We start from the raw sequence: 14856 nt of genomic DNA on the forward strand, positions 1-14856 counted from the left end.
GCGCATTCCACGATCAGGAGTTCTGGGCCAAGGTTTTCGGCTACGCCGCCATGGTGTGCGTGCTGATCATCATCGGCGTTCCGCTGTACTACATCCTCACGCGCTCGTTCATGGCGCACGCGGAGGTCTACTCCCAGCCGGTCAGCTACTGGCCGAAACAATGGCTGGCCTCCAACTATCACGACGCCACCACCACGCTGCCGTTCTGGCAGTTCCTGCGCAACTCCATCATCGTGACCAGCATCGTGTCCGCGGTGAAGTTCGTGCTCGGCGTGCTCAGCGCCTACGGGCTGGTGTTCCTGCGCTTCCCCGGCAAGAACATCGTGTTCCTGGTGATCATCGCGGCGCTCATGGTGCCCAACCAGATCACCATCATCTCCAACTACGCGCTCATCGCGCAGCTGGGCTGGCGGAACACCTTCCAGGGCATCATCATTCCGCTCTGCGGCGTCGCCTTCGGCACCTTCCTCATGCGCAACCACTTCCTGTCGCTGCCCTCCGAGGTCATCGAGGCGGCACGGATGGACGGCGCGGGCTGGTGGCGGCTGCTGACCCGGGTGGTGCTGCCCATGTCCGGGCCCACCATGGTGGCGTTCGCGGTGGTCACCCTGGTGAACGAGTGGAACGAATACCTGTGGCCCTTCCTGATGGCCGACGACGCGCGGGTCGCCACCCTGCCGGTCGGCCTGACCCTGCTGCAGAACACCGAGAACCCCAGCGTCACCAACTGGGGACCCGTCATGGCCGGAGTCATCCTGACCATGCTCCCCATCCTCATCGTCTTCCTGGTGCTCCAGCGCCAGATGATCAAGGGCCTCACCTCCGGTGCGGTCAAGGGTTGAGTCCCAGAAGGAGATTCACGTGTCCGATACTCGCGCTTTTCAGAGACACCGTCCCGCGCTCTCGCGCCGCGGCTTCCTCGGCCTGGCCGGCGCGGCCGCGGGTGCGGTGGCCCTGACCGCGTGCGCCGGGTCCGGTGGCGGCGGCACCCAGGGCGGCGACTCGAAGACCATCACCTTCTGGTCCAACCACCCGGGCACCTCCAAGGATCAGGAAACCGAGCTGATCAACCGGTTCCAGGCCAAGTACCCGGACCTGAAGGTCAACCTGGTCGACGCGGGCAAGAACTACGAGGAGGTCGCGACCAAGTTCAATGCCGCGCTCTCCGGCGGCGAACTGCCCGACGTGGTCATCCTGTCCGACGTGTGGTGGTTCAACTACGCGCTCAATGGCACCATCGAACCGCTGGACAGCCACTTCGCCAGCGCCGGCGTGAACGTGTCCGACTACGTCGACACCTTCATCGGCGACTACAAGTTCAACGGCAAGACCTGGGCGCTGCCCTACTCGCGCTCGACGCAGATCTTCTACTACAACAAGGACGTCTGGGCGAAGGCCGGGCTGCCCGACCGCACCCCGAACAGCTGGGACGAGTTCGACGAGTGGGGCCCCAAGATCCAGGGCGTGCTCGGCGGCGACAAGTGGGCGCACGGCTGGGGTGACGCGAAGAACTACCTGGCCTGGACCTTCCAGGGCCCGTGCTGGACCTTCGGCGGCGCGTACTCCGACGAGTGGAAGCTGAAGTTCACCGACCCGGCCACCATCAAGGCCGGCCAGTACCTGCGCGACTCCATCAACACCAAGAAGTACGCCAGCATCCGGCCCACCTACGCGGTCGACTTCGGCAACGGCATCATCGCCTCCGCCATCGGCTCCACCGGTGACCTCAAGAGCATCAAGACCAACTCCGCGGGCAAGACCGAATTCGGCACCGGCTTCCTGCCGCACCCGAACGGGGCGGGCGCCACCACCGGTGGTGCGGGCCTGGCGATTCCGTCGCGCATCAGCGACGCCCGCAAGGAGAACGCGCTGAAGTTCATCGACTTCATCACCAACGCGGCCAACACCTCCTACTTCTCGCAGGCCACCGGCTACATTCCGGTGCGCAAGTCGGCGCAGCAGGATCCGAGCATGGCGGACTTCCTGTCCAAGAACCCGAACTTCAAGACCGCCATCGATCAGCTGCCGCTGACCAAGCCGCAGAACTACGCGCGCGTGTTCGTGCCCGGCGGCGACCAGATCATCGGCACCGGGCTGGAGCAGATCGGCCTGCAGAACCGGGATGTCGCAGGCGCTTTCGGCGATATCGGCAACCAGCTGCAGACCATCATCGACCGGCAGATCACGCCCAAGCTGCCCAAGTAAGAACTAAGCGAGGAGACCCGCCCGCCATGGCGACTGTGCAGTTCGAGGGTGTTTCCCTCACCTATCCGGGTGCGCCCGGCCCCGCGGTCGACGACCTGAACCTGGAGATCGCCGACGGCGAATTCCTGGTGCTGGTCGGGCCTTCGGGCTGCGGCAAGTCCACCAGTCTGCGCATGCTGGCGGGTCTCGAAGCGGTGACCGCCGGGCGGTTGCGCATCGGCGGCCTGGACGTCACCGGCCTGCCGCCGCGCTCGCGCGACGTGGCCATGGTGTTCCAGAGCTACGCGCTCTACCCGAACATGACCGTGGCCGACAATATGGGATTCGCGCTGCGTAATGCCGGAATGAGCAAGGCCGACACCCTGGTTCGGGTCAAGGAGGCCGCGGCCATGCTGGAGCTCGAGGACCTCCTGGACCGCAAACCCGCGCGGCTGTCCGGCGGCCAGCGGCAGCGCGTCGCCATGGGCCGCGCCATCGTGCGGCGGCCGCAGGTGTTCTGCATGGACGAACCGCTGTCGAATCTCGATGCGAAACTGCGGGTCTCGACCCGCTCGCAGATCGCCGCGCTGCAGAAGCGGCTCGGCACCACCACCGTCTACGTCACCCACGACCAGGTCGAGGCCATGACCATGGGGCACCGGGTGGCGGTGATGAAGGACGGGAAGCTGCAGCAGGTCGCCGCCCCGCGGGAGCTCTACGACGACCCGGTCAACACCTTCGTCGCCGGATTCATCGGATCCCCCGGCATGAACCTGCTCACCGCGCCCGTCCGCGACGGCGCGGCCGTGCTGAACGACCTGCAAATCCCGCTGCCGCACAGCGTCGACGGCGCCGATGTCATCATCGGCATCCGGCCGGAATCGTGGGAGGTCACCACCGACGCGAGCGATGCGCTCGCGGTCGAGGTGGAGCTGCTCGAGGAGCTGGGCTCGGAATCGTTCGTCTACTCGCACGGCGTGGCCGACGAATGGTCCAGCCGCTCCGGCCGCGTGGTGGCGCGCGTCGACCGGCGCTTCCAGGTCGCGCTGGGCGACCGGCTCCACCTGACGCCCAAGCAGGACGAACTGTTCTTCTTCGACGCCGAAACCGAAGAGCGCCTGCGCTGATCCACCGCTGCCTCGCCTCGAGCCCCACCCGTCAGGACGGGGCTCGAGGTCGTCAGCGGTGAGGGATCACCAGATCTTCACGCGCTCCGCGGGATCCAGGTACAGCGCATCGCCGGGAGTGACCTCGAAGGCTTCGTGGAAGCTGTCGAGGTTGCGGACGACGCCATTGCAACGGAACTCCGGCGGGGAGTGCGGATCGACCGCGAGACGGCGAATCGCCTCCTCCGAGCGAGCCTTGGTGCGCCACACCTGCGCCCAGCCGAAGAACACGCGCTGCAAGCCGGTCAGCTGGTCGAGGACGGGGGAGTCCTGACCCTCGGTGGCGATCTTGTACGCCTCCAGCGCGATCGAGAGACCACCCAGATCACCGATGTTCTCACCGATGGTGAACTCGCCGTTGACCGTGTGGTCGTCGGACAGGTCCTTCGGCGAGAAGGTGCTGTACTGGGCGATCAGCGCCTTGGTGCGCTTGCCGAATTCGGTCCGGTCCGACTCCGTCCACCAGTCGATCATGTTGCCGTCGCCGTCGTACTTCGAACCCTGATCGTCGAAGCCGTGACCGATCTCGTGGCCGATGACCGCGCCGATACCGCCGTAGTTGGCGGCGTCGTCGGCGTTCATGTCGAAGAACGGGGGCTGCAGGATCGCGGCCGGGAAGACGATCTCGTTCATGCCCGGGTTGTAGTAGGCGTTCACCGTCTGCGGGGTCATGAACCACTCGCCGCGATCCACCGGGCCGCCCAGCTTGTTCAGATCCCGGTCGTGCTCGGCGGCGTATCCGCTGCGGTAGTTGCCCACCACGTCGGCGGGATCCACGGTGACGGCGGCATAGTCGCGCCACTCGTCCGGGTAGCCGATCTTGGGGGTGAACTTCTCCAGCTTGGCCAGCGCGGCCTGCCGGGTGTCCGGGCCCATCCATTCCAGCTCGGAGATATTGCGGCGGTAGGCCTCCTGCAGGTTCTCCACCAGCTCGACCATGCGGGCCTTGGCCGCGGGCGGGAAGTGCCGGGCCACATAGAGTTTGCCGACCGCCTCGCCGAGCAGGTCCTGCACCAGGGAGACGCCGCGCTTCCAGCGCTCCCGGTTCTCCTGCGCGCCGGTCAGGGTGCGGCCGTAGAAGTCGAAGCTCTCCTCGACCAGGGCCTCGGTCAGGTACGGGGCGCGGGCCTTCACCACACGCCAGGCGGCCCAGCCCTTCCAGTCCTCCAGCGACTCCGACGCCCAGGTCCGGGCGAAGGTGCGCACGTAATCGGGCTGGCGCACCACCAGTTCCGCGAACAGTTCGGCGCCCGCACGGTCCAGGCCGGCGGCCAGCGCGGAAGTCCAGGCGGTCCAGTCGAATTCCGGGTTCTCCGCGACCAGGTCCGCGAAAGTCACCAGGTTGTAGCTCAATTCGGCGTCCCGGCGGCGCACCACGTCCCAATGGCCCGCGGCCAGCTTGGCTTCCAGGTCGAAGACCCGCTGCGCGTCGTAGTCCAGGCCCGCCAGCTCGAACATGCGGCACATGTGCGCGACGTACTTCGCGCGGATCTCCGCGTATTCGTCCTTGTGGTAGTACGACTCGTCGGGCAGGCCGATGCCGGACTGAGTGGCGTGCACCAGGTAGCGGGTGGAGTTCTTGTCGTCGGTGTCCACGTAGAACGCCAGCGCGCCGCCGACGCCGGTGCGCTGCAGGCGGCCGATGAGGGCGGCGAACTCCGCGCGGTCGGCGACCGCGGCGACGGCGGCCAGCTCCTCGGCGATCGGGGTCAGGCCCGCGGCCTCGATGACCTCGGCGGCCATGAAGCTGTTGTACAGATCGCCGATCTTGCGCTCTTCGGAGCCGGGCGCGGCGTCGGCGGCCGAGGCGTCCTGGATGATCTTCTGCACATCCAGTTCGGCCTGGTCGTAGAGCGTGCGGAAGGCACCGTCGACCGCGCGGTCGGCCGGTATTTCGTAGGTGTCCAGCCATTTGCCGTTGACGTGCGCGAACAGGTCGTCCTGCACCCGCACGTCCGCGTCACGGAAGGACAGGTCGATACCGGAAGGAGGCGTCAGCTGCGAAGTCACAATGTCCATCTTGCCCTCCGCTTCGCTCCGGGCGGGTTCGGTTCGACGACTACGCGCGTTGCAGGCGCCGGTCGAACTCTCCGTCCCGGGCGCCGTCGACGAAGGCGCGCCACTCGCCCGGGGTGTAGACCAAGGTCGTGTCGTGGTGCCGGAGGGAGGTGTGGCCGTCCGCACCGGTCTCCGCGATGAGCGCGGCGCGGTGGATATGGCGGCCCAGCACGGCGGCCAGGAATGTCATCCATTCGGCCGCGGTGACGGTGATGATGGGCTCGTCGTCAGCGCGATGTTCCGGATTGCGCCGGTACTTGCTGTCGCGGATGAGCACCGCATCACCGTCGAATCGAACCTCCACGCACTGATTTCCGTTATTGGTACGAGTCGACGTGAACCAGCCGCTGGATTCCGGCTGATACTTCGCGGTGGTAAGCATGGGCAGCATTTTACCGTTACGCATGCGTCTCCTACCCTTGCGAATAGCGTTTGATGAGCTCCAAAGATTCTGCGCGACCGAGGGATTGGTCGAGTGCGCGCACAAATGCGAACCGCAGATCGCGAATCTGATCCGGATCCTCCACGGCCCCACCGAAAACCGCGCTCTCCACCCAGGTGAAGGTGGGCAGACTTTCGGAAGAGAAATCCAGCAGATGGAAACTCGAGCCGCCCAGCATCGCGCCGCGAGTCGCGGTGAACGGAATCACCCGCACCGAAATGGAATCCAGTTCGTCCAGCAGTGTTGCCAGATGTTCGAGTTGGCCGCGCAATACTTTCGGACCGCCGATCTGCTGCACCAGGGTGGCCTCGCCGATCACCGCGGTGAGCTCCACCCGGTCGTCGCCGCGCAGCCGTTCCTGCCGTTTCAGCCGCACCGCCACCAGCTGTTCCACCTGCACCGGGCGGATCATGACGTCGGCGCTGATCAGCGCGCGCGCGTATTCCTCGGTCTGCAGCAGGCCCGGCACCACCAGGCTGTCGTAGCTGAGGATGCTCTCCGCACCCAGCTCCATGCCGTAATACCGTTGCAGCTCAGGCCCGATCAGCGCCGAGGACTTGGCCCACCAGCCGCGCTCCTTGCTGAGCAGCAGCAGCTCCAGCAGTTCGTCGCGCTCCTCGCCCTCCACCTCGAGCAGCTCCAGCACCGGGCCGATGGTGGTCGTGGTGAGGACGCGGCGCCCCTTCTCCACATGCGACCAGTTGGCCGGGGTGAAGCCGACGTGCTTGGCGAACGTCGCCGAATCGAAGCCGCACTGCTCGCGTAATTCACGCAGCCGCAGGACCAGCTCCCACCGGGCGACGGTAGGCGAGACGGGTGCCACGGCCACCGATGCTACGCCGCGAAACTCGCTGGCGTGTGACTATTGTCATAGTGATTGCGCGGGCTTACTGTCGGTAGCAGGAGGTTCGCCATGAGCGCGCTGGACCCGTCGACGTACACCGCCACCCAGGAAGCGCTGGCCCGGTGCAGACGTTACCGCAAGGAACACGGGCTATACGGCGTGGTGGATTCGACGCTGGGCCGAATCATGTTGGAGGTCGGGGCCGTCAGCGCCGTGACCATGCCCGCCGAGCTGGGCCGCAGGGTCCGCGACCAGCTCACCGCGCGACAGCGCCGCGGTCCGGTCATCGCCCATCCGCGCTCCGGCCGCTGGACCTTCCTCACCGGGCCCAGCGACGATTCGTATCTCGACATGGCGCTGTTCTCGGACCTGTTCCGAGATTGCGCGGCCGTAGCGCAGCCCGGCAGCACCATCGTGCTGCCCTCACCCACCGACGAGCACAACGCCTACCGCACCTGGATTCACCCGCCCGAAGGGGACTTTCGCCCGGAACTGTCGGAAGTGCTGGCCGCCGTACGCGAATGCCACCCGGGGGCAGCGGGATCCACTACCGGCGGCGTCAGCGCGTCGGAACCGGTGTGAGCGTCACGCTGAACTTGTCCTCCAGCCGCTGATCGAACTCGCGCTGGCACTGATCGACCTTGGCCTGATCGCCGTTCGCGTCGCGGACGCAGTCCAGGAAGTCGGTGGCGCCGGTGTCCTTGAACACCGTCCACACCAGCACGCCGATCACCACGCCGCCGATCAGGCTGATCACACCCATGATCGCGCCCGCCAGCGCCATCCCGAAGCCGCCGGCCGTCCCGCGGCGGGCCTTCATCACCGCGATCAGGCCCAGCACGATGGCCACCACGCCGCAGATCACGCCGACGATGGTGAACAGGACGGTCCAGAACGTCAGCAGACCGATGACGCCGAACACCAGGGCGGTGATCGCCATGCCCTTGCGCTGCGGCGACTCCTGCCAGTACTGCCCACCGCCCGGCGGCGGATAGTTGCCCGGCGGCGGGTACGCACCCGGCGGGTAGTTCCCCGGCTGCCCTTGCGGCGGGTACTGACCGTACTGGTCCGGCGGCGGGTACTGATTCATAGGACGATGCTATTGCCCGCCGAGCCGGGCATGCATTTCCCACACCAGGATCTCCGACGGCAGGTTGGCCGTGACCCGCTGGCCGCCACTGCGAGCCAGCCGGACCGCGTCACCCTCGTACAGGGTCCCCGCGCCCTCCATCTCCACCTCGCCGCGTGCGACGAAAACGTGCAGGTAGGGGGCCTCGGGTAGGCGGATCTCGGCGCCCTCGCCGGGCATCCGGGCCACGTGCATGGCGGAATGACTGCTGGCGATGGCGATGGCCGTGCGGTCGCGGTAGCGGGGCAGGCCGGAGGCCACCGTGACCAAGTCGCCGCTCGCGAGTTCGGCGTCGATCTCCAGCTGCTGGTAGCCGGGGGTCAGTCCGGAGTCGTCGGGCACCACCCACATCTGCACGAAATGCACCGGCTCCTGGTGTTCGGGCGCATTGCTGAGCCGCCAGGAGTCATTCTTCTCCGAGTGCAGGATGCCGGTGCCGGCGCTCATCCGCTGGGCCAGGCCCGGGTAGATGACGCCGTTGTGGCCCAGAGAATCCTGATGCACCAGGCTGCCGCTCAACACCCAGGTGACGATCTCCATGTCCCGGTGCGGATGGGTCTCGAACCCCTCGCCGGGCAGGACGATGTCCTCGTTGTTGACCAGCAGCAGGCCGTGATGGGTGTTGTCGGGATCGTAGTGTTCTCCGAAGGAGAAAGAATGCTTCGAATCCAGCCACGCCACACGGGTTTTCATGCGGTCGCCGCCACGATGGATATCGATGTGTGGTGTCGTGAGGGTGGACACCGCCGTACTCCTCTCACCGGCGAGCACCGATCGGATTCCAGGGTAGGGGCCGATACAGCGGCCCAACTTGAATTCCGGGTTAAATTCTAGCGTGCGGGCAGCGCTGCCCCACCTGCCGCCGACCAGGTACTACGCTTCCGGCAATCGGCCCGGGCAAATGCCCGGCGATTGTCCGGGCGCCCGGTCGCCATGTTCCCGGATCCCGCCCCGACCATCAGCGGGTTTCGGTCGGCGACCGTATCATGATGTGCCGCAAGCGAAACGGGAGGGAGAGCAGGGGGATGCGACCCGAGGTACTCGCGGGCATCGAGCGTGAACTCCGGCAGCAGGCCGAGAGCGAGGGGATCGCTCATTTCGTCATGGGCGTGGCCGTCTTCCGGGACGGCAAACTCCTGGTCGTACGGCGTGTCGAGGAAGGCTCGCACGCGGGGATGTGGGAACTGCCGGGCGGTGGCGTGGAATCGGGGGAGACCTTCGCCGATTGCGTGGCCCGCGAGCTGTTCGAGGAGACCGGGCTGCGGGTCGTGAACATCACCGATGTGCTGGGCGGCTTCGACTACGCCACCCGCACCAAGTCGCGGGTCCGCAAATACAGCTTCGTGGTCGAGGCCGAACCCGGCGAGATCCGGCTCGACCCCCTCGAACACGACCACTACCAGTGGATCGATTCCGACACCGTCGACAACCTGCCCATGGCCGATGACATGCGCGCCGCCGTGTTCGCCCTGGTGACCACGCACCCGTCCCGGTGACCGCGCCCCCGCCCGCCGAGCCGCGCACCCGGCTCGCCGCGGTGACGGCCGCGCTGCGCGAGAACCCGGGCACCCTGCGCCTGACCATGGTCCGGCTCACCGGGCAGTTCGGCGACGGCATGTTCCAGGCCGCGTTGTCCGGCGCGATCCTGTTCAACCCCGAGCGGCAGACCGATCCGCTGGCCATCGCCGGGGGCTTCGCCGCGCTGCTGCTGCCGTATTCGATCATCGGACCGTTCGCGGGCGCGCTGCTCGACCGCTGGGACCGCCGCCGGGTGCTGCTGTACGCCAACCTGCTGCGGGCCGTGCTCATCGTGGCGACCGCCGCCGGGCTGCTGGCCGGGATCCGGGCCACGCCGCTCCTGCTGGGCGCGCTGGCCGTCGTCGGGGTGAGCCGCTTCGTCGGCGCGGGCGTGTCCGCGTCCCTGCCCAAGGTGCTGTCCCAGCGCTGGCTGGTCCCGATGAACTCGGTGCTGGCGACGGTGGCGTCCGGGTGCGCGATTCTCGGCGCGGGCCTGGGGTTCTCGCTCATCGGCGTGATCGGGGCGGGTGACTTCGCCTCCGCGGTCGCGACCGCCGCCAGCGCCTCGGGCTCGATCGTGAGCGGGCTCGTGGTGGCCGGATTCCGGCCCCGGGCACTGGGTCCCGACCGGGACGGGCCCCCCGGCGACACCGTGGGCGGGCCCACCGGCGACACTGTGGGCGGGCCCACCGGCGACACTGTGGGCGGGCTCGCCACCGTACGGGCCATCGCCGCCGGACTGCGCCGGGGCGCCACCGCGGCCTGGGGGTCACGGGACGTGACCACCGCGTTCCTCGGGATCGGCGCGCACCGCATCGTGTTCGGCGCGGACACCCTGCTCATGGTGCTGGCACTGCGCCGCGGCGACGAGTCCGCGGTCGGCATCCACCTCGCCAAGTTCAGCGCGGCCATCACCGCGACCGGGGCGGGACTGGTGACCGCGGCCGTGGTGGCGCCGTTCCTGATTCCGCGGCTGGGCCGCCCGCGCACCGTGGTGAGCTGCCTGGTGGCCGCGATCATCGTGCAGCTGACCCTGGTCACGCCCATCACCGTCGCCACCGGCGGGACCGAGCGGCGGGCGGAACTGCTGCTGCTCGCGGCGGCCTTCCTGCTCGGGCTGGCCGGGCAGGTCATCAAGCTGACCGGCGACGCGGCCATGCAGATCGAGATCGACGACACCCACCGCGGCCAGGTGTTCGCGCTGCAGGACACGATCTTCAACATCACCTTCGTGCTGGCCCTGGCCGGGACCGCGCTGCTGATCCCGGCGGACGGGCGCTCCCCCGCGGTGGTGGTGGCCGCGGCCGCCGTCTACGCCTGCGGAATCGTCGCCATCGGGGCGAATTCCCGGCGACGGACGGGTCCGTCCGCGGCATAGGTATCGGCTCGATCACACCGGCCCGGCGACACGCGGCAGCGCTCTGTCGGATCCGGCCGGGCCCGATACCGTGGATTCAATGACTGCGCGGCGCTCCGAAGCACCTGCGGCACTGGCACTCTCCAGCCTGGCGATGGCCGGGGTCATGATGCTGCCCGGCGTGCCCGCCACCGCGAACGCCCTGGCGCCCTGGGCCCCGCCGCCGCTGAACGCCTGCGGCGAAACGGGATTCGATCCGCTGGCCCGAGAACCGAATCCGGACCTGCCGCCACCGCCACCGCCACCCGTGGACACCACCATCCACATCCAGCTCCCGGTCCCGAAGTTCACGCCGGTCCCGATCCCCGGACCCCGGCAGAACAACACCCGCATCGACCCGCCGCCACTGCCCGCGGACCCGTGCATCAACCCGTGCCCGGACATTCGCACCGACCAGAGCCCGCGGCCCGAGAACCTCCCGCCCGAGACCGAACCCGCCGAACCGGGCGACGACGAGGACGCCACCGGCGCGCCGCCCGCCACCGAGCCGCCGCCCGAACCCGCGCCCCCGCCGCCGGCAAACAGCGGATCGGGCGGAATCCCATTGCCGCGGCTCCAGATCGATCAGGTCCCCGAGACCATCCCGATCCCGATCCCCGGCGGGGAGCCCCCCGCACCACAGCCGCAGCCCGCACCGGCCGTGCCGTCCCTGGCGCCCGCGCCGGTCGCCGCGCCCGTCGCTCCTGTCGCACTCGACGAGCTGGAGCTGGTGAACCAGGTGACCGGGCACGGGTCCAGCAACCGCACCGACATGCGCTGGTCGGTCGACGGCACGGACCTCGGCCTGATGTGGGAAACCGAGCCCGGGCGGATCGCCGTCGTGTTCGGCGACACCTTCGGCAAGGGCTGGGAGCCGGTCGGGGCGGGCACCGGGGACCAGGACTGGCGCAGCAACGCCATCGCCTTCAGCACCGAACGCGATCTGTCCAAAGGATTGGTGCTGGATACCTTCGCCCAGGACAGCCGCTGCCACGCCGCCGAGATCCTGGCCAGCCGCAAGGTCGACAACTTCGAGATCACCACCATTCCCACCTCGGGATTCGCGCTGCACGGCCGGCAGTACCTGACCTATATGTCGGTGGCGCGATGGAGCCGCCTGAAGCCGGGCATGTGGTGGACCACTCTGGGCGGGCTGGCCTGGTCCGACGACAGCGGCGACACCTGGACCAAATCCGAATGGGCGCGCTGGGACAATGTTTTCGGACTCGGGCGGTTCCAGGTCACGGCGATGACCCCGCACGACGGGTACGCCTACATGTTCGGCACGCCCAACGGCCGGTTCGGCACCATCGCGCTGGCCCGGGTGCCCAGCGATCAGGTGCTCAACAAGTCCGCGTACCAGTACTGGATCGGCAACACCTGGGTGCCCGCGTTCGGACCCGACGAATTGCTCGCCACGCCGGTGGTTTCCGGGACCGCGGGGGAGGTGTCGGTGCGGTACGACGCGTCGACGCGGCGGTGGCAGATGCTGTACCTGGACCTCGACCGGGGGGCGCTGGTGCTGCGCACCGCCGCCGAACCGCAAGGGACGTGGACCGATCCGGTGACACTGGTCGACACCCGCGAATATCCCACCACTTACGGCGGATTCATTCATCCCTGGTCGAGGGGGAACGATCTGTACTTCACCATGTCGGCGTGGAACAGCTACAACGTGTACCTCATGCACGCGAAACTGAAGTAGTGCGGTGGAATCCGTGCAGGCGCACGGTCACTCGATGCGGCGGAAGCGCAGCGGCTGCCCGGGCCTGGCCTGCGCCACCGTGTCCACGTCGGCGTCCACCACCACCGCGATCACCGGGTAGCCCCCGGTGATCGGGTGATCCGCGAGGAAGACCACGGGCTGACCGCTGGGCGGCACCTGCACCGAGCCCAAGGCCATACCCTCCGTGGGCAATTCGCCGGCGACGCTGCGCTGCAACGCGGGCCCGCGCCGCCGGTCCAGCCGTGCGCCGATCCGGTCGGTGTCCGGGGACACCGTCCACTCGCCCGCGAAAAGCGCTGCGGCATCGGTGAACCAGTCGGCGCGCGGGCCGGGCACCGCGCGCACGGTGAGCAGGTCGTTGCCCAGCGCCGGAACCGGCGCGACATCGACGATCGGCAGCGCGCGCGGTGGCGGGCCCACCGGCAGCAGGTCACCCGGGCGCAGGGGTTCGGGGCCGATGCCGGAGAGGGTGTCGCGGCTGCGGGAACCCAGCACCGGCGAGACCTCGATCCCGCCGCGCACCGCCACATAGCTGCGCAGGCCGGTGGCGGCGAGCCCCAGCCGAAGCCGTTGGCCCTCCTCGATTTCCAGCACACAGGCCGTGCCCATCGGGCGGTCGTCGACGGTGACGGGGGCGGACGCGCCGGTCACCGCCACCGTGACATGCCGCTGGGCCACGAGTTCCAGCCCGCCCAGCAGCACCTCGATGCCCGCGGCGCCCTCGGAGTTGCCGACCAGTCGATTCGCCAGCCGTAGCGAGGCCCGGTCCGCGGCCCCGGCCGCGCCCACCCCCGAGTCGAACCAGCCCGGACGGCCCAGATCCTGAATGGTGGCCAGCGGCCCCACCCGATCGACCCGCAATGCGCTCATGACCTACCTCCCCGCGTCGACGAACCGGACCGGCGTCCCCGCGCGCACGAGGGCGGGCGGATCCCGGTCCACATCCCACATCGATGAATCGGTGGTGCCGATCAACTGCCACCCGCCCGGGCTGCGGCGCGGGTAGACGGCCGAATAGCCGCCCGCCAGGGCCACCGCGCCCGCCGGGATCGCGGTCCGCGATTGGGTGCGCCGCGGCACGGTCAGCCGGGCGTCGGGTGATTCCAGATAGCCGAAGCCGGGTGCGAAACCCACGAAGGCGCAACGCCATACGGTCCCGGTGTGCTGGGCGACGACCTCGGTCTCGGACAGGCCGAGCAGACGCGCGACCTCGGGCAGATCCTCGCCGTCGTAGCGGACGGGGATCACGACCGGTTCGCGTGGCGCGGCCCGCTCACCACGATCGCCCACGACGTCCTCCCGACTCCAGCCGTCGACGGTGGAAGGCCTCGCCGGTGACCGCCGATCACCGGCGCCGACCCGGGCCGCCGTGTCGAGCCGGTTCAGCAAGGCCAGCAAGCGCTTTCGCACCGGCTCCAGCGACCGCGGCGAATCCAGGGTCACCAGCACGGTTTCGGCGGCGGGCAGCACATCCAGCACGCCGCGCGGCCGCGGCTCCAGCGCGGACACCAGCTCGGCGACCAGGGCGTGCAGCGGTGGAATCACCAGCAGCGCACGGTCACCCGCCGCCCGCACCTCGCCGGCGGCGTCGATCTGTCCAGGATCGGTCATGGCGCATCATCCCCGGTCAGGTGAAAGCCCGGACGGGCGTGCCGGATTCGTCGAGCGCCGCGCGGATCCGGCGGGCCATCTCGACCGCCGCCGGAGTGTCGCCGTGCACGCAGATGCTGGCCGCCGTCACCGCCACCGTGCCGCCGTCCACGGCCGCCGCCTTGCCGTCCCGCGCGATCGACAGCGCCTGGGCCACCGCCGCGTCCGCGCCGAGCACGGCGCCCGGCAGCCCGCGCGGGGCGAGCAGACCCTCCGGCGTGTAGGCGCGATCGGCGAAACCCTCACCGACGAACGGAGTTCCGGCGGCCGCGGCCGCGTGCTCGAGTTCCGTGCCCGCCGGGCCCAGCAGGGCCAGAGCGGTGTCGAAGTCACGCAGCGCCGCGACGATCGCGTCGGCCAGCGCCCGGTCGGCCGCCGCCTGGTGATACAGCGCGCCATGGGGTTTCACGTAGCGAACCCGGTCCCCGGCCGCGACGGCGAAGCCAGCCAGCGCGCCGATCTGATACAGCGTCTCGTCCCGTAGGTCGGCCGGGGTGACGGCGATGGCGCGGCGGCCGAACCCGGCCAGATCGCGATGGCCCACGTGCGCGCCGATCCGGACACCCTTCTCCACGGCCAGGGCACAGGTGCGGCGCATGATGGCCGGATCGCCCGCATGGAAGCCGCAGGCGATGTTCGCGCTGGTGACCACGTCCAGCATGGCGGCGTCATCGCCCATGGCCCAGTCGCCGAAACCCTCGCCGAGGTCGCTGTTCAGATCCAGCGTCATCCGCGTCCTCCCG

General features: G+C 68.9%; 15 protein-coding genes. 7 read left to right on the top strand and 8 right to left on the bottom strand.

What is annotated here, in order from left to right; genetic code table 11:
- The first annotated feature begins 50 nt into the window (after positions 1–50).
- Genes ACQPYY_RS33865 through ACQPYY_RS33875 form a run of 3 tightly spaced genes read left to right on the top strand, consistent with a single transcriptional unit; the run spans position 51 to position 3311 of the window.
- The gene (locus ACQPYY_RS33865; protein WP_433594800.1) at positions 51–842 is read left to right on the top strand and encodes a carbohydrate ABC transporter permease; all 792 of its coding nucleotides are present in this window, start codon (positions 51–53) and stop codon (positions 840–842) included.
- A gap of 19 nt (positions 843–861) precedes the next feature.
- A complete protein-coding gene (locus tag ACQPYY_RS33870) occupies positions 862–2205 on the top strand; it encodes an ABC transporter substrate-binding protein (protein WP_379102916.1) in 1344 nt (447 codons plus the stop codon).
- 26 nt (positions 2206–2231) lie between these two features.
- On the top strand, positions 2232–3311 hold the full coding sequence (locus tag ACQPYY_RS33875) for an ABC transporter ATP-binding protein (RefSeq protein ID WP_433592258.1): 1080 nt from the start codon (positions 2232–2234) through the stop codon (positions 3309–3311).
- A gap of 66 nt (positions 3312–3377) precedes the next feature.
- Here the strand turns inward: ACQPYY_RS33875 and ACQPYY_RS33880 are convergent, their stop codons facing one another.
- Genes ACQPYY_RS33880 through ACQPYY_RS33890 form a run of 3 tightly spaced genes read right to left on the bottom strand, consistent with a single transcriptional unit; the run spans position 3378 to position 6673 of the window.
- Positions 3378–5369 (bottom strand): M13 family metallopeptidase, encoded by a 1992-nt coding sequence (locus tag ACQPYY_RS33880; protein ID WP_433592259.1) that lies wholly within the window; start codon positions 5367–5369, stop codon positions 3378–3380.
- 40 nt (positions 5370–5409) lie between these two features.
- Positions 5410–5790: a DUF397 domain-containing protein gene (locus ACQPYY_RS33885; RefSeq protein ID WP_433592260.1), complete on the bottom strand. Its 381-nt coding sequence runs from the start codon at positions 5788–5790 to the stop codon at positions 5410–5412.
- A 31-nt stretch (positions 5791–5821) separates the two neighbouring features.
- Positions 5822–6673: a Scr1 family TA system antitoxin-like transcriptional regulator gene (locus ACQPYY_RS33890; protein WP_433592261.1), complete on the bottom strand. Its 852-nt coding sequence runs from the start codon at positions 6671–6673 to the stop codon at positions 5822–5824.
- A 90-nt stretch (positions 6674–6763) separates the two neighbouring features.
- Here ACQPYY_RS33890 and ACQPYY_RS33895 point away from each other — a divergent pair, with 90 nt between their 5' ends.
- A complete protein-coding gene (locus ACQPYY_RS33895; RefSeq protein ID WP_379102926.1) occupies positions 6764–7276 on the top strand; it encodes a hypothetical protein in 513 nt (170 codons plus the stop codon).
- On the opposite strand, the gene ACQPYY_RS33900 is transcribed toward ACQPYY_RS33895, so the two are convergent.
- Together ACQPYY_RS33900 and ACQPYY_RS33905 are read right to left on the bottom strand one after the other, a co-directional pair.
- The gene (locus ACQPYY_RS33900) at positions 7254–7784 is read right to left on the bottom strand and encodes a DUF4190 domain-containing protein (RefSeq protein ID WP_379102928.1); all 531 of its coding nucleotides are present in this window, start codon (positions 7782–7784) and stop codon (positions 7254–7256) included. The two genes, ACQPYY_RS33895 and ACQPYY_RS33900, sit on opposite strands and share 23 nt — an antisense overlap.
- Positions 7785–7793: 9 nt before the next feature.
- The gene (locus ACQPYY_RS33905) at positions 7794–8567 is read right to left on the bottom strand and encodes a pirin family protein (protein ID WP_379102930.1); all 774 of its coding nucleotides are present in this window, start codon (positions 8565–8567) and stop codon (positions 7794–7796) included.
- A gap of 281 nt (positions 8568–8848) precedes the next feature.
- On the opposite strand from ACQPYY_RS33905, the gene ACQPYY_RS33910 reads away from it, so the two are divergent.
- The 3 genes from ACQPYY_RS33910 (at position 8849) to ACQPYY_RS33920 (ending at position 12442) form a co-directional block, all read left to right on the top strand.
- The gene (locus ACQPYY_RS33910) at positions 8849–9319 is read left to right on the top strand and encodes an NUDIX hydrolase (protein ID WP_379271838.1); all 471 of its coding nucleotides are present in this window, start codon (positions 8849–8851) and stop codon (positions 9317–9319) included.
- Positions 9316–10719 (top strand): hypothetical protein, encoded by a 1404-nt coding sequence (locus ACQPYY_RS33915; RefSeq protein WP_433592262.1) that lies wholly within the window; start codon positions 9316–9318, stop codon positions 10717–10719. The genes ACQPYY_RS33910 and ACQPYY_RS33915 overlap by 4 nt, the downstream gene beginning before the upstream one ends.
- A gap of 79 nt (positions 10720–10798) precedes the next feature.
- Positions 10799–12442, top strand: a complete 1644-nt coding sequence (locus ACQPYY_RS33920; RefSeq protein WP_433592263.1) for a DUF4185 domain-containing protein — start codon at positions 10799–10801, stop codon at positions 12440–12442.
- A 27-nt stretch (positions 12443–12469) separates the two neighbouring features.
- Here the strand turns inward: ACQPYY_RS33920 and ACQPYY_RS33925 are convergent, their stop codons facing one another.
- From ACQPYY_RS33925 to ACQPYY_RS33935, 3 genes are read right to left on the bottom strand one after another with little or no spacing between them, the layout of a single operon-like run.
- Positions 12470–13333 (bottom strand): biotin-dependent carboxyltransferase family protein, encoded by an 864-nt coding sequence (locus ACQPYY_RS33925; protein WP_433592264.1) that lies wholly within the window; start codon positions 13331–13333, stop codon positions 12470–12472.
- 3 nt (positions 13334–13336) lie between these two features.
- Positions 13337–14074 carry a 5-oxoprolinase subunit B family protein gene (locus ACQPYY_RS33930; RefSeq protein WP_433592265.1) on the bottom strand — a complete coding sequence of 246 codons (738 nt, stop codon included), beginning with the start codon at positions 14072–14074 and terminating at the stop codon, positions 13337–13339.
- Positions 14075–14090: 16 nt separating this feature from the next.
- Positions 14091–14843 carry a LamB/YcsF family protein gene (locus ACQPYY_RS33935; protein ID WP_379102943.1) on the bottom strand — a complete coding sequence of 251 codons (753 nt, stop codon included), beginning with the start codon at positions 14841–14843 and terminating at the stop codon, positions 14091–14093.
- Positions 14844–14856: the final 13 nt, after the last annotated feature.

It is taken from the genome of Nocardia sp. CA-145437 (assembly GCF_050956485.1).
Taxonomy (GTDB): domain Bacteria; phylum Actinomycetota; class Actinomycetes; order Mycobacteriales; family Mycobacteriaceae; genus Nocardia.

Excerpts from the sequence above, each read along its gene's own strand:
- ACQPYY_RS33865 (WP_433594800.1), top strand. The coding sequence starts at position 51 with ATGGTGTGCGTGCTGATCATCATCGGCGTTCCGCTGTACTACATCCTC.
- ACQPYY_RS33875 (WP_433592258.1), top strand. The coding sequence starts at position 2,232 with ATGGCGACTGTGCAGTTCGAGGGTGTTTCCCTCACCTATCCGGGTGCG.
- ACQPYY_RS33880 (WP_433592259.1), bottom strand. The coding sequence starts at position 5,369 with ATGGACATTGTGACTTCGCAGCTGACGCCTCCTTCCGGTATCGACCTG.
- ACQPYY_RS33885 (WP_433592260.1), bottom strand. The coding sequence starts at position 5,790 with ATGCTTACCACCGCGAAGTATCAGCCGGAATCCAGCGGCTGGTTCACG.
- ACQPYY_RS33895 (WP_379102926.1), top strand. The coding sequence starts at position 6,764 with ATGAGCGCGCTGGACCCGTCGACGTACACCGCCACCCAGGAAGCGCTG.
- ACQPYY_RS33900 (WP_379102928.1), bottom strand. The coding sequence starts at position 7,784 with ATGAATCAGTACCCGCCGCCGGACCAGTACGGTCAGTACCCGCCGCAA.
- ACQPYY_RS33910 (WP_379271838.1), top strand. The coding sequence starts at position 8,849 with ATGCGACCCGAGGTACTCGCGGGCATCGAGCGTGAACTCCGGCAGCAG.
- ACQPYY_RS33920 (WP_433592263.1), top strand. The coding sequence starts at position 10,799 with ATGACTGCGCGGCGCTCCGAAGCACCTGCGGCACTGGCACTCTCCAGC.
- ACQPYY_RS33925 (WP_433592264.1), bottom strand. The coding sequence starts at position 13,333 with ATGAGCGCATTGCGGGTCGATCGGGTGGGGCCGCTGGCCACCATTCAG.
- ACQPYY_RS33930 (WP_433592265.1), bottom strand. The coding sequence starts at position 14,074 with ATGACCGATCCTGGACAGATCGACGCCGCCGGCGAGGTGCGGGCGGCG.
- ACQPYY_RS33935 (WP_379102943.1), bottom strand. The coding sequence starts at position 14,843 with ATGACGCTGGATCTGAACAGCGACCTCGGCGAGGGTTTCGGCGACTGG.